The sequence below is a fragment of the Phaeovulum sp. genome (assembly GCF_047638075.1).
Taxonomy (GTDB): Bacteria; Pseudomonadota; Alphaproteobacteria; order Rhodobacterales; family Rhodobacteraceae; genus UBA6197.
The window spans coordinates 1-13,347 of sequence record NZ_JBLJBV010000026.1; the positions used below are offsets into that span (position 1 = coordinate 1).

Consider the following 13,347-nt stretch of genomic DNA (forward strand, 5'->3'; position numbering starts at 1 on the left):
CCTTTTTCGGCTGCGACATGACCTACCCCGAAACCGGCGCGACACATTTCTACGGCACCGGCACCGCCGACCCGCTGCGCCAAGACATCACCTTGCAATCGCTTGAGGCGAAATCCGCCCGTCTGCGGGTCCTCGCCGCACGCCAAGGCTGCGCGGTGGTCAACCTCTCGAACGCGCCCAGCCGGCTGCTGTTACCCCGTGCGGCCCCCGGCAATTTGCCGCGAACCCCCGCACCCTACGCCCCGCCCGACACGGCCTTGGCGCGCGAAGCGGCCCTGCGCTACCATGTGCCCTCAGGTCGGTATTGGGAACAGCTTGACCGCTTTGATCCCGTCGAACTGGCCGCGCTGGATGCCCTGTGGCTGACCGCAGGCGTGCTTGGCAATGGGGCCGAAGCCGCCTAGAAAGGACCGGCAACGAAAGGTCCGCTCATGAAAATCGCCACCTTCAACATCAACGGCATCAAGGCCCGAATCGAGGCTTTGCCCGCTTGGCTGTCCGAGGCCACCCCCGATGTGGCACTGTTGCAGGAAATCAAATCCGTGGACGAAGCCTTCCCCCGCGAAGTCTTTGAAGACATGGGTTACCACGTTGAAACACATGGGCAAAAGGGCTTCAACGGCGTCGCCATCCTGTCCCGCCTGCCGCTCGAGGATGTGACCCGCGGCTTGCCCGGCGATGACACCGACGAACAGTCCCGATGGATCGAGGCCACTGTGATCGGTAAAACCGCCGTGCGCGTGGCCGGGCTCTATCTGCCCAACGGCAACCCCGTTCCTGGCCCTAAATATGATTACAAACTGGCCTGGATGGCCCGGATGCAGGCCCGCGCCCGCGCCCTGCTGGCCACCGAAGACCCGGTCGTCATGGCCGGTGATTACAACATCATCCCACAAGACGAAGATGCCGCCCGCCCCGAGGCCTGGCGCGACGATGCGCTGGCCCTGCCCGCCTCGCGCGCGGCCTACCGCCGGATCCTGAATCTGGGCTTTACCGAAGCGTTCCACACCCTTCACCCCGCCCCCGGCCATTACAGCTTTTGGGACTATCAGGCCGGCGCCTGGGAAAAGAACAACGGTATTCGCATCGACCACCTTCTGCTTAGCCCGCAGGCCGCCGATCTTCTGACCGACAGCGGCATCGACAAGGACATCCGCGCCCGCGAAAAACCATCGGACCATGTTCCGGTGTGGATCGAACTTGATTGCTGAGTGGCTTTTTTTTGGCTTAAATACTCCCGCCGGAGGCGCCGACATTGCGGTTAAAGCCTCCGGCGGGAGTATTTAAGCCAAAAAAAGCCCAAAAATCAGGCCCCGGTGCCGTCTGTTACATCATGCCCATAAACCCAATCGAAGCGCCCCAATAGCCGCCCCGGCGCCAAAACCGAGGCCGCGCGCAGACCAAGGTGCGCTGCACGGCGGGTTAGACCGGCTAGGTGATAATTGCGTGCATTCCGACTGGCAGCCTCAACAATGGCAGCGCAGCGCGGTTGCCGCAGAGCCTGATAGGCCGCAAATGCAGCATCATCGCTATCATGGGTGTCCAGCATCTTGGCCAGCACCCAGGCATCCTCAAACGCCATGACCGCGCCCTGCGCCAAAAACGGCAGCGTCGGATGGGCAGCGTCGCCCAGAATAACCGCGCCTGAACCATGCCAACGATGCGCCACCGGATGCCGAAACAGACCCCACAGCCAAGGTTCCTTCACCTGCGCCAGCCAGTCCTGCACCTGGGGGCAAAAATTGCGGAATGCCGCGCGCAGCGTTGTTGCGTCATCGCGCAGGTTCCAGCTTTCCTCGACCCAGCGGCGGCGTTCCTCTATGGCGACTATATTGCGCAATCCGCCGCCCAGAGGATAGCTAACCAAGTGACGCCCCGGCCCCATGAACACTTGCGCCTTCCGGGGGGCATTGTGGTCGCAAGGGATAAGCGCGCGCCAGGCAACCTGATGGGTGAAAAAGGGTGCAACCGTCCCATTCAGGGCCTGACGCACCTGTGAATGGAGCCCATCTGCACCAATCAAAAGATCAGCTTCCAACAGGGTTCCTTGGGTTGTCCACACCTGCGGGCGACGATCCATACCTAGATCAATACGGTCAATTTTCTGTAATAGATGGATCTGGGCACCTGCCTTGCGCGCACCATCTGCCAAAAGCTCGATCAGCCTGGCACGGTGTATAAAGCGATACTCATCTTCAGGACGCAGCAACCCCAGATCCAACCGTGCCACCCGCGACCCGCCGACACCGTCAAGCAATTCAACCGATTCAGCGCGTGGCCCCGCCTTGGCCAGTTCCTCGCCCAGGCCCAAAGCCCGCAAAACCCGCACGCCATTTGGCGAAACCTGCAACCCGGCCCCCACCTCGCGGATTGCGTCAGCCTGTTCCAGTACTGTCACCTCGGCCCCGCGCATTGCCAGCGCCCGCGCCACTGCCAAACCCGCAATCCCGGCCCCAACAACAGTCACCTTACGTCCGCTCAGCATTGGACCCTCCTTGAAAGCGAAACGCCACCGAGGCCCTGCAGCTTCGGTGGCGAAATATCATTGTGACAAATCAATAGGCCACCGCCGTCCGCGGCACTCAGTCGTCGCGATGCACCCTTTCGCGCCGCTCATGGCGCTCCTGCGCCTCCAACGTCATTGTTGCAATCGGCCGCGCGTCCAACCGCTTTAGGCTGATCGGTTCGCCCGATGTTTCGCAATAGCCAAATTCACCATTGGCGATCCGGCGCAACGCCGCGTCGATTTTCGAGACGAGCTTGCGTTGCCGATCACGCGTGCGCAGTTCCAACGCCCGGTCGGTTTCTTCCGATGCGCGGTCTGCGATGTCGGGCACATTGCGTGCAGATTCCGATAGGCCCACAAGGGTTTCGTTCGATTGTTCCAACAATTCATGTTTCCACCCCAGCAGCTTTCGGCGGAAATATTCCAGCTGTCGGTCGTTCATGAATGGTTCATCTTCGGCAGGCCGATAATTCTCGGGCAGGAATACTTCGGGTTTCATCGCTGCTCCTCCCCCAAAATCAGGCCGCGCTGTGATTTCTTTCGCTATCATCAGGCTCTCCTCGGCGCTCCATTAGCGCATGGCACGAGGGTTGTCACTCCCCCCTTTTTGCCCAGCAGGGATGATGCCTGCCGCCTTGCGGGGCCGCCCTTCGAACGGTAACCTATGATCGTGCCCCCCTTTCGGAGAGACCCCCGTGATATTTCAGTCCACCGATAGTTATGTGGTCCCTGACGATCTGGCGGTGGCGGTCAACGCCGCCGTAACATTGGAACGCCCGCTTCTGGTCAAGGGTGAGCCTGGCACCGGAAAAACCGAACTGGCGCGTCAGGTTGCGGCAAGCCTCGGGTTGCCGATGGTGGAATGGAACATCAAATCCACCACCAAGGCACAACAGGGGCTTTATGAATATGACGCGGTTTCGCGTCTGCGCGACAGTCAGCTTGGCGCCGGGCTTGGCGGTGAAAGGGTCTCGGATGTGCGGAATTACATCCGCAAGGGGAAGCTTTGGCAAGCCTTTGAAGCGATGGGAAAAACCGTTCTGCTGATCGACGAGATCGACAAAGCCGATATCGAGTTCCCCAACGACCTTTTACAAGAACTCGACCGAATGGAATTTCACGTCTACGAGACCGGCGAAACCATCCGCGCCCGCCATCGCCCTGTAGTGATCATTACCTCCAACAACGAAAAGGAACTGCCAGACGCTTTCTTGCGCCGCTGCTTTTTCCACTACATCCGCTTTCCTGACCCTGACACCATGCGCGCCATTGTTGCGGTGCATTTCCCCCACATAAAGGAAGGGTTGTTGACCACCGCCCTGACCCAGTTTTACGAATTGCGCGAAACACCGGGGCTAAAGAAAAAGCCCTCCACCTCTGAGGTTCTCGACTGGCTCAAACTGCTTCTGGCCGAAGACCTTACCCCCGAAGATTTGAAGCGCGACGGCGCAAGTCTGCTGCCAAAGTTACATGGCGCATTGTTGAAAAATGAACAGGATGTGCATTTGTTTGAACGGCTCGCCTTTATGGCGCGCGCCCGGCGCTGATTGGGGGCTATCTTCCCCCAACGCTGCTTTTGTTTGGCCCAAATACTCCCGCCGGAGGCAGGCCCGGCCAACGCCCCCCGTCGGGTTGCAGCGACGTGCCATGCCGCAGTTGCCGCACAAAGCGGCGCGGATGGCATTGCCATCGAATCGAGCAGCCCTACAAAGACAAGGCATACCCGCGTGCGCGCCCACCTTTGCCCGAGGACCAGATGACCGAAGCCCCCAAAGTTGACGCCAAAGACGCGCTGGTGATTTTTACCCCCTCGGGCAAGCGAGGGCGCGTGAGCCTTGGCACCCCGGTGCTGACTGCCGCCAGGCAATTGGGGGTAGACCTCGATTCAGTCTGCGGTGGGCGCGGCATTTGTTCAAAATGTCAGATCACGCCGGGCTATGGCGAATTTGCCAAACATGCCGTGACCGTCGCCCCCGACGCGCTGTCACCGATAAACACGGTCGAAGAACGCTATGACCGGGTGCGTGGGTTGAAACCGGGGCGACGGCTGGGCTGTCAGGCCTGCATCATGGGCGATGTCGTCTTGGATGTGCCACCCGAAAGCCAGCTTCACCGTCAGGTGATCCGGAAATCCGCGGCCGAGCGGGTCATGAAGATGGATCCCGCCACCCGGCTTTACTATGTCGAAGTCGCTGAACCGGACATACACGACCCCACCGGTGATTTCCAACGCCTGTCCACGGCCTTGAAAAATCAATGGGGAATAGGCTCGATCACCGCCGATCTTGATGTTCTGCGTGCGCTTCAAAAAACGCTTCGCAAGGGCCAGTTCAAGGTTACCGCTGCACTCCACAAGGATCACACCGGCACGACACGCCTGTTGGATCTGTGGCCCGGCTTTCGCGATGCGCCGCTTTACGGGCTGGCGATCGACCTTGGATCGACCACCATCGCGGGGCATCTGGTAGACCTGACGGATGGCCGGGTTCTGGCCTCTTCGGGTTTGATGAACCCGCAGATCCGCTTTGGCGAAGACCTGATGAGCCGGGTTTCCTATGTAATGATGAACCCCGGCGGCGATCTGGAAATGACCGCCGCGGTGCGCGATGCGTTGAATACGCTGGCCGAGGTGCTGACGATTGAAGGTGGTATCACCGCCCACGACATTGTCGAGGCGGTGATCGTCTGCAACCCGGTCATGCATCACCTATTGCTGGGGATCGACCCGGTGGAACTGGGTCAGGCACCCTTTGCGCTGGCCACCTCCGACAGTATCCATCTGGCCTGCTCAGAGGTGGGGATGACCGCGCTGAACCCCTCGGCGCGCGGCTATATTCTGCCGCTGATCGCGGGGCACGTCGGTGCCGATGCCGCCGCCGTTGCCCTTTCCGAGGCGCCCGAGGCCCGCGACGATCTGTCCTTGGTTGTTGATGTCGGCACCAATGCCGAAATTTTCCTGGGCAATTCCACCCGCGTTCTGGCCTGCTCCTCGCCCACCGGCCCGGCGTTTGAGGGCGCACAGATCAGTTCCGGCCAACGCGCCGCCCCCGGTGCGATTGAACGGCTGGAGATTGACCCCATTACAAAAGAGCCGCGCTTTCGTGTGATCGGCTGCGATCTGTGGTCAGATGATCCGGGCTTTGCCGCAGCGACGGCCCAGACCGGTATCACCGGCATTTGCGGCTCTGGCATTATTGAGGCGGTTGCTGAAATGCGTATGGCCGGGCTATTGGACGGCTCGGGCCTGATTGGCGGGCCGGATCAGACCGGCACCCCCCGGTCGGAACCCACGGGGCGTACCTTCGCCTATCTGATCCATGATGAAAGCAAATCAGGCGGGCCGCGCATTACCGTGACCCAAGGCGATGTCCGTGCAATCCAACTGGCGAAATCGGCGCTTTATGCCGGCACGCGCCTTTTGATGGATGAAATGGGCGTTGATACGGTGGACAGGGTGGTTCTTGCGGGGGCTTTTGGGGCGCATATCAGCCCAAAACACGCAATGGTTCTGGGGATGATCCCCGATGTGGCGCTGGAAAAGGTCACCTCGGCGGGCAATGCGGCGGGCACAGGGGCGCGCATGGCGCTTTGCTCGGTATCGGCGCGCGCCGCGATCGAGGCTCAGGTGCGGCGGATCACCAAGGTCGAAACCGCAATCGCGCCGCGTTTTCAGGAACACTTCGTGGCCGCGAATGCAATCCCACACGCAACCGACCCCTTCCCCGAATTGGCCCGGATCGTGACCTTGCCTGACGTCAGTTTCAACACCAACGGCGCCAGCGGCGGTGACAGTGGCGGGCGCCGCAGACGGCGCGGCTGAGGGGCGGCCCAACAACCTATCGCAAGTGGGTCTGGTTGAAAACGCGGATACCTTTTTGCATTGTTGGGCAGGGTCCGTGCGCTGCGGTTAAGCGCAGGCTGCGCGGTTTTTCAGAACCAGCCGCTTGACGTTCAGCCTCGGCTGGCATAATTGCGGGCCAACGCGGGTGTAGCTCAATGGTAGAGCAGCAGCTTCCCAAGCTGAATACGAGGGTTCGATTCCCTTCACCCGCTCCATCCCGCCACTGCCGGAATTCGCACTGGAACCCAGCTTGGGGCTGGGCTATCAACTGTGTGAACCCCTTGCAGGAGCCCCCCCATGTCAGACATCAAACGCATTAACTGCGGCGCCCGGATGAGCGACGTCGTAATCCACAACGGTACGCTTTATCTGGCAGGCCAGGTCGGTGAGCCGGGTGCCAACGCAACCGATCAGACCCGGCAGGTCCTTGCCAAGATCGAGCGGCTGCTAGCAGAAAACGGATCCGACAAGACACGCATCCTGTCTGCGCAGATCTGGATGGCCGACATGGCTGATTTTGCCGATATGAATACGGTCTGGGATGCGTGGGTGCCGGCCGGCAACTGCCCGGCGCGCGCCACCGGAGAATCAAAGCTGGCGACACCGGATTATAAGGTCGAAATTATCGTCGTGGCAGCGCAGGCCTGACAAAAGATGCGCGCGGGAACAGCCCCGCGCGCCGCCCCCAAGCATTATGCGTTGACAGCTTCGGCAGCGTGAAGCCCGATCCGCTCGACCATCGAGCGCACACCGTTCGAGCGTTGCGCCGACAGATGTTCGTTCAACCCCAACCGTGCCAATTCCGCAGCTGCATTGACGTGGCCCACCTGCGCCACCGTCAGCCCGCTATAAAGCGCATGCAGCACCGCGATCAGCCCGCGCACGATCAGCGCATCGGATTCGCCTTGAAAGTCAAAGCGCGCGTCCGGCCCCACCCCCTCAATCATCGGGCGCAGCCAGACCTGACTGGCGCAACCCTCAACCTTGAGCGCGGGCACCTGAAAGACCGGGTCAAGCGGCGGCATCGCCCGGCCCAGTTCTATTACATGGCGGTAGCGGTCTTCCCAATCGTCCAGAAACTCGAATGTTTCAGCGATCTCCTCAAAGGCTTCGGTTGCCATAACGCATTCCTTCCCGGCTTTTGACCAAAGACCTAACGTTGCTGCGGCCCAAGGTCCAGTAGCGGCCTTTTCAAACCCTGCGGATTGGGCTACGCAAAGGCATTGTCCGAAGGGGGTCTTATGAAATCGCCTGTCATCGCCGCACTCACGCTGTCGCTGGTTCTGGCCGGATGCGGCATAAGCGATAGCCGCCTGAATCCGTTCAACTGGTTCGGGAAATCGACCGAACAGGCAAGCACCCTGGAACCTGCCGATGGCTACGCCAAAAGCCCCAACGATTACCGCATCCCCGTGGCGCAGATCACAAGCCTGGAAATCAAGCCGGTTCAGGGGGGCGCGGTAATCACTGCCGTTGGCCTGCCGCAGACCCAAGGCTGGTGGGATGCCGAATTGATCGCCGGCAATGGCGGGTTGCCGGAAAACGGTGTGCTGGGGTTCACCTTTGTCGTGGCCGCGCCGCTACCGGGCACCGCCGCGGCCAGCCGCACCTCTACGTCGCAATCGCGTGAGGTCAGCGTGGCCACTTTTATTGGCAACCAAAAGCTGGCAGGCGTGACCCGGATCACCGTTACCGCCGCCGGCAACGCCCGCACCATCAGCCGCTAGGGCGATGCGCGCAGGCTAGCCTGCCGGCACAACGCGCACCGCACCACCGCGTGCGGATAGCGCGATTTCGCCCCGCACCAAGCGCATTGCATCGGCGCCAAATACCTCATGACGCCAACCTTGCAGCGCCGGAACGTCGCGTTTTCCCGCTGCGATATGGTCCAGATCGGAAGCCGAGGCGATCAGCTTGGCCGCCACCCCTTCCGCTTCGGATTTTGATTTCAGAAGAACACGCAAAAGATCGGCCAGTGCGGTATTGACCTGTAGATGTTCCGCCCCCTCGTTCGGCTTGGGCAGATCTTCGGGCTTGCATTCCAACGCGGTCTTGACGGCGCTAATGATTCCGTCAGCGATATCGCCCCGCCGTGCCTCGCGCAGCAATAGCCGAGATTTTCCCAATTCGTCATAGGTCGTCGGCTTTGTCGAGGCCAACTCAATCATCGCATCGTCTTTGTAGACGCGGCTACGCGGGATGTTGCGCGCCTGCGCATAGCCCTCGCGGAACTGCGCCAGTTCGCGCACCACCGCCATGAACCGCCCCGAAGATGTCCGCGTCTTGACCTTCATCCAGGCTTCTTCGGGGCGCGTGATGTAGGTTTCGGGGTTCAGCAGAACCGCCTCTTCTTCTTCGACCCAGCTTGTGCGACCTGATTTGACCAGCTCTTTCGATAGGAATTCGTAGATCACCCGCAAATGGGTAACATCGGCTACCGCATAGGTCAGCTGCGCCTCTGTCAGCGGGCGACGGGTCCAGTCGGTAAAGCGCGATGACTTGTCCAGGTTTTCGCGAGCAATCTTTTTGACCAGCGTTTCATAGCCAACCTGTTCACCAAAGCCGCAAACCATCGCCGCAACCTGCGTGTCAAACAACGGCGTCGGAAACACCCCCGCATCGACAAAGAAAATCTCCAGATCCTGCCGCGCCGCGTGAAACACCTTTACCGTGCCGGTATGGCGAAAAAGGTCATACATCGGTTCCAGTGAAATATGATCAGACAGCGGGTCAACCAGAACCGCCTGCCCGTTCTTTCCCGGAAGCGCCATCTGCACCAGACAAAGCTTTGACCAATAGGTTCGTTCGCGCAAAAACTCGGTATCGACGGTTACATAGGGCTGCTCTTTCGCCGCCTCGCAAAAGCGGGCAAGCGCGTCGGTCGTGGTAATGGTCTGCATATGACTTTCTCGTGGCGCGGGGTCATCCCGCCAATCTGTTTTCCATTTAGGCGAGCGATACGCGAAAGGAAAGCAGGAACCACCGGAAAAACCGCGCCAATTACAGCAAAATGGGCGCCCGTTCGCCCGCGGCAAAGCGCCTGAGAACCGCCGGGTATAGCTGGTGTTCCAGCGTCAGAACCCGTGCCGCAAGCGAGTCGGCCGTATCCTCGGGCAAAATGGGCACCCGCGCCTGACCAAGGACCGGGCCATCGTCCAGTACGGGCGTTACCTCATGCACGGTGCAACCGGCCTCATGATCGTTTGCTGCCAATGCGCGCGCATGGGTGTGAAGGCCGGGGTATTTGGGTAATAGGGACGGGTGAATATTCAGCATCCGCCCGGCAAAACGGTTGACGAAATCCGGCGTCAAAACACGCATGAAGCCCGCAAGACACAAGATATCGGGTTGGGCCGCCAAGATCGGTTTCAGCAGTTCGGCCTCAAACGCCGCGCGGTCACGCCCAAAGGGCCGGTGGTCGATGGCGGCCGTCGGCACCCCCAACCGTGCCGCATGATCCAGCCCCGCCGCGCCCGCATCATTGGACGCGACAAGAACCGCACGCGCCGGGTGATCGCCGGTCATGCTTTCAACCAGGCGGAGCATGTTCGACCCGCCGCCCGAAATCAGAATGGCAACACGCTTCACAGCAGGCGGCCCGTATAGGCGACCCCCTGCCCGTCGATAACAGTGCCAATTTCGGCAACGGTTTCGCCCTCTGCCTCCAGCAGTGCCTTAAGCGCCGGGGCACGGTCAGCCGCAACCACGGCAATCATGCCAACGCCGCAGTTAAAGGTTTTCAACAGTTCCGGCTGCGTCATATTGGCGGTCTCGGCCAGCCAGCGGAACACACCGGGCAGCGCCCAGGCATCAAGGTTGATCGTGGCCCCCAACCCCTCGGGCAGCACGCGGGGCAGGTTTTCCGTCAGTCCGCCGCCGGTGATATGGGCCAGCGCATGCACACCACCCGCACGCACCGCCGCCAGCGCCTGTTTGACATAAAGCCGGGTTGGCGCCAGCAGTGCCGCCCCCAGACTGCCCCCCCCAAACGGCGATTGCGCCGCCCAGCCAAGGCCCGACAGCTCGACCACCTTGCGCACAAAACTGTAGCCGTTCGAATGCACCCCATTCGAGCCAAGCCCCAACAGCACGTCACCCGCCTGCACCCCGGCCGGCAGATCAGCGCCACGCTCCATCGCGCCAACGGCAAAACCGGCAAGGTCAAAATCACCGTGGTGATACATGCCCGGCATTTCAGCGGTTTCGCCGCCGATCAGCGCACAGCCCGACTGGACGCAGCCTTCAGCAATACCGTTGATGATGCGCGTGGCCTGCGCCACGTCCAGCTTGCCGGTGGCAAAGTAATCCAGAAAGAACAACGGCTCGGCACCCTGGCACACCAGATCGTTGACGCACATCGCCACCAGATCAATGCCGATCGTATCGACATTTCCGGTATCAATCGCTATCCGCAGCTTTGTGCCCACACCATCGGTAGCAGCAACCAGAACCGGGTCGGAATAGCCCGCGGCCTTCAGGTCAAACAGCGCCCCAAAGCCGCCAAGCCCGGACATCGTGCCGGGGCGCAGCGTACGCTTTGCCACCGGTTTGATTCGCTCGACCAGGGCGTTGCCCGCGTCAATGTCGACGCCCGCGTCAGCATAGGTCAGCCCGGTCTTGCCCGTACCTTCGCCTGCCACCTTGTTGCCCGTGCCCATTGCGCCATCTCCGCCTGAAAACTCGTTGCTCCGCGCCTTACCGCAACCACCGCCCCGGAGCAACGCATCACCACCAAAGACACCGCAGTTTCTTGACCCCGCCGCGTAATCTCTTTACGCAGTGCATCGGCCGGGCCCGTAGCTCAATGGTCAGAGCAGGGCGCTCATAACGCCTTGGTTGGGGGTTCGAGTCCCTCCGGGCCTACCAAGAATTCATCTCCATGCGTCTTAGATTGACGGTAATCTACTTAAGAACAGCGGGTTATTTTCTTTCTGGCGCTTCATGCGTCTCCATGAGTCTCCGTGCGTCTCAACTTTTGTTGGTATGATTTGTTGGCATAGTCACGGCGATACCAACAAATGAGTCGCCATCATGCCCCTTACAGATGCTCAATGCCGTGCCGTCAAACCTGCCGAGAAGGCCCAGAAGCTATCGGACGCGCGCGGGCTGTCCCTGCAAATATCGCCAGGCGGATCAAAGCTATGGCGCATGAACTACAGGTTTGAAGGGAAACAGCGCACCGCTGCTTTCGGCGCTTACCCTGATGTGTCCCTTGCGACGGCTCGCATGAAAGCCGCCGAACTCAAAGACAAGCTGGCAGCGGGCGTCGACCCTGCCTTGAAGGACGGCGCAACCGCAGCGCCTGACAAGACCTTCAAGGATGCAGCCCGCGCGTGGTTCAATGCCAGAGAAGCGCAATGGGTATCGGGCTACGCCGGAAGCGGAAAGTCGAGGATGGTGAAAGAGGCCATCCGGAGGTATGAAATTGCTGCAGTTGCGACGGGCGGCCTGCGCAGGGCCCCTCTCGGTGATGCAAGGCATCGCCTGCCGGGCAATGGATGGCCATGTTCAGGGCGCGGATCGCCAAATCCTTCTTCATCCGGCTGCTGATGGCCCAGCCGATGACCCGGCGGGAAGGCAGGTCCAGAGTGACGGCCAGATAGACCCAGCCTTCTCGCATCCGGATATAGGTGATGTCATCAGCCCATTTCCGGTTGGGCGGGCTCGCGGCAAAATCCTGCTGCAAAAGACTCGGTGCGATGTTGAATGTGTAGTCGCTGTCGGTGCTTCGTCGGACAAATGATCCCCCCGGATCATTTGCTGGCCCTCCTCGACGCTGAATTTATGGGTTCCAACCGCACAAATTGCGTTTTGCCGCATCAAACGGCCTACCCCGCCCCTCTCACGGTTTGCAATGCAAACCGTTGCCGGGCAACGGATGCCCGGACGCGCAAGCCCGACTCGTTCAGCTCTTCCGTCATCCTTGGCCGGCCATAGCTGCCCTGGCTCAATCTGTGCTGCCTCTCGCGCATGCAAACATGCGCTGCCCGTTGCCTGGCTGGCGTGTTCACACACCGAGAAGGGGCCAATGGATTGCGGATATGCGCCAAAAGCCCCATGTCGCGTTGCTGACGATGGGATACAGGGCAGGGCTTGCACGCCCGAAGGCCGCGGATCAGTGACCCCCATCACGCGGCAGGCATGTGCCCGGGAAAGGATGCCACGATAGTCGTTCAGAAAAGCGAACTTCACGGCTTTTGGCGCGCGAAGAACCGGGTGGCCTTCCTGAGAAACAGCTTCGGGTGCGGGAAGGGGAGCAAGTTCAAAACAGAATGTCTTGGCGCGACACTGGAGGTTCGCAAGGTCGCGGGTTCGGTGCCGTTCTTCATAGGCTACGGCGCCTGGATCTTGATAGGTCATCCCGAAGCGGGGGGAATACAGAACAGGACTGCAATCATGCGGGCCGTCGCGGTCACTGCCTTTTGCTTGCCGGGTGCGCGATGACAGCCGCCGGTAGAAGGCCCCCAAAGCCCTATCGCTGCGCCCGATGGTCGTGGCCGCCAGCCGCAAGAGCGGCGCGGCCCTACTGGAGGATCGCCGGGTGCGCGATGACAAGAGCTTGCCCCCGGATATCTTATTGCCGGGCGCCAGACAGAGCCACGAGGTGACGTGCTTGGCCCGCAGGTCTGTGCCGCATTCGACGACCAGCTTCAGCGGCCGTGCAGGACCAAGCCCATGGATCTGGGTGAGATCCCGTGCCCAAAACGCCATAGAGGGCGGCACGCCCATCGAAGAGCGGCGCGTTGACCTGCTTGCGTTTGGTCCGTGCCTTGGGCAAGGCCGGAATATCACCGATGGCCCTGATGGTCAGCGCCGCAACCGCCGCCTCCAGCTTGCGATCACAGTCCTCGGTCTTGGTCTGGTAGAAGTCGTAGAGGTCCAGCGACCGGGTCAGGGCGAAGATGTGCTCGTCCCGATCATTGCCGTCGAGGGCTGCCTCGTTCGCCTCGATGGAGGAATGGCAGCGGATGTCACGGAATGCGGCGAGCACTTCGGGGTC

At 60.9% G+C, this 13,347-nt stretch carries 12 protein-coding genes, 2 tRNA genes and 3 pseudogenes; 9 read left to right on the forward strand and 8 right to left on the reverse strand.

Translation table 11 applies throughout. From position 1 onward, the window contains the following. Both ACM62R_RS03855 and xth read left to right on the forward strand, forming a co-directional pair. Positions 1-404: pseudogene (locus ACM62R_RS03855) on the forward strand (hypothetical protein); the annotation flags it as partial. Between the two features lie 27 nt (positions 405-431). Continuing rightward, entirely contained in the window at positions 432-1,211 is a 780-nt protein-coding gene (gene xth / locus ACM62R_RS03860; RefSeq protein WP_415182745.1) for an exodeoxyribonuclease III, read from the forward strand. Positions 1,212-1,306: 95 nt separating this feature from the next. Here xth and ACM62R_RS03865 read toward each other — a convergent pair whose 3' ends face one another. Then, positions 1,307-2,485, reverse strand: coding sequence for an FAD-dependent oxidoreductase (locus ACM62R_RS03865; RefSeq protein WP_415182746.1), 1,179 nt, complete (start codon positions 2,483-2,485; stop codon positions 1,307-1,309). A 97-nt stretch (positions 2,486-2,582) separates the two neighbouring features. Then, positions 2,583-3,005 carry an RNA polymerase-binding protein DksA gene (gene dksA / locus ACM62R_RS03870; protein WP_415182756.1) on the reverse strand — a complete coding sequence of 141 codons (423 nt, stop codon included), beginning with the start codon at positions 3,003-3,005 and terminating at the stop codon, positions 2,583-2,585. Between the two features lie 196 nt (positions 3,006-3,201). Between dksA and ACM62R_RS03875 the strand changes: the two genes are divergently transcribed. From ACM62R_RS03875 to ACM62R_RS03890, 4 genes are all read left to right on the forward strand, one after another. Continuing rightward, a complete protein-coding gene (locus ACM62R_RS03875; protein WP_415182747.1) occupies positions 3,202-4,053 on the forward strand; it encodes an AAA family ATPase in 852 nt (283 codons plus the stop codon). A 209-nt stretch (positions 4,054-4,262) separates the two neighbouring features. Beyond that, entirely contained in the window at positions 4,263-6,326 is a 2,064-nt protein-coding gene (locus ACM62R_RS03880) for an ASKHA domain-containing protein (RefSeq protein ID WP_415182748.1), read from the forward strand. A gap of 162 nt (positions 6,327-6,488) precedes the next feature. Continuing rightward, positions 6,489-6,562 (forward strand) — tRNA-Gly (locus ACM62R_RS03885). Between the two features lie 82 nt (positions 6,563-6,644). Then, positions 6,645-6,995: a RidA family protein gene (locus ACM62R_RS03890; RefSeq protein WP_415182749.1), complete on the forward strand. Its 351-nt coding sequence runs from the start codon at positions 6,645-6,647 to the stop codon at positions 6,993-6,995. Positions 6,996-7,039: 44 nt separating this feature from the next. On the opposite strand, the gene ACM62R_RS03895 is transcribed toward ACM62R_RS03890, so the two are convergent. Beyond that, complete coding sequence (locus ACM62R_RS03895) at positions 7,040-7,468, reverse strand: SufE family protein (protein ID WP_415182750.1); 429 nt, start codon at positions 7,466-7,468, stop codon at positions 7,040-7,042. 120 nt (positions 7,469-7,588) lie between these two features. On the opposite strand from ACM62R_RS03895, the gene ACM62R_RS03900 reads away from it, so the two are divergent. Further along, positions 7,589-8,074, forward strand: a complete 486-nt coding sequence (locus ACM62R_RS03900) for a hypothetical protein (protein WP_415182751.1) — start codon at positions 7,589-7,591, stop codon at positions 8,072-8,074. Positions 8,075-8,089: 15 nt separating this feature from the next. Here ACM62R_RS03900 and rnd read toward each other — a convergent pair whose 3' ends face one another. The 3 genes from rnd to purM form a co-directional block, all read right to left on the reverse strand. Next, positions 8,090-9,247, reverse strand: a complete 1,158-nt coding sequence (gene rnd / locus ACM62R_RS03905) for a ribonuclease D (protein WP_415182752.1) — start codon at positions 9,245-9,247, stop codon at positions 8,090-8,092. Positions 9,248-9,347: 100 nt separating this feature from the next. Continuing rightward, the gene (gene purN / locus ACM62R_RS03910) at positions 9,348-9,935 is read right to left on the reverse strand and encodes a phosphoribosylglycinamide formyltransferase (RefSeq protein ID WP_415182753.1); all 588 of its coding nucleotides are present in this window, start codon (positions 9,933-9,935) and stop codon (positions 9,348-9,350) included. Continuing rightward, on the reverse strand, positions 9,932-11,005 hold the full coding sequence (gene purM, locus ACM62R_RS03915; RefSeq protein WP_415182754.1) for a phosphoribosylformylglycinamidine cyclo-ligase: 1,074 nt from the start codon (positions 11,003-11,005) through the stop codon (positions 9,932-9,934). Before purM ends, purN begins: the two co-directional genes overlap by 4 nt. 132 nt (positions 11,006-11,137) lie before the next feature. Between purM and ACM62R_RS03920 the strand changes: the two genes are divergently transcribed. Both ACM62R_RS03920 and ACM62R_RS03925 read left to right on the forward strand, forming a co-directional pair. After that, positions 11,138-11,213, forward strand: a tRNA-Ile gene (locus tag ACM62R_RS03920). Positions 11,214-11,378: 165 nt separating this feature from the next. Then, positions 11,379-11,897, forward strand: a complete 519-nt coding sequence (locus tag ACM62R_RS03925; RefSeq protein ID WP_415182755.1) for an Arm DNA-binding domain-containing protein — start codon at positions 11,379-11,381, stop codon at positions 11,895-11,897. Here ACM62R_RS03925 and ACM62R_RS03930 read toward each other — a convergent pair. Then, a pseudogene (locus tag ACM62R_RS03930) lies at positions 11,809-12,313 on the reverse strand (DDE-type integrase/transposase/recombinase); the annotation flags it as partial. The gene ACM62R_RS03925 and the pseudogene ACM62R_RS03930 sit on opposite strands and share 89 nt — an antisense overlap. Before the next feature lie 547 nt (positions 12,314-12,860). After that, positions 12,861-13,076: pseudogene (locus ACM62R_RS03935) on the reverse strand (transposase); the annotation flags it as partial. Positions 13,077-13,347: the final 271 nt, after the last annotated feature.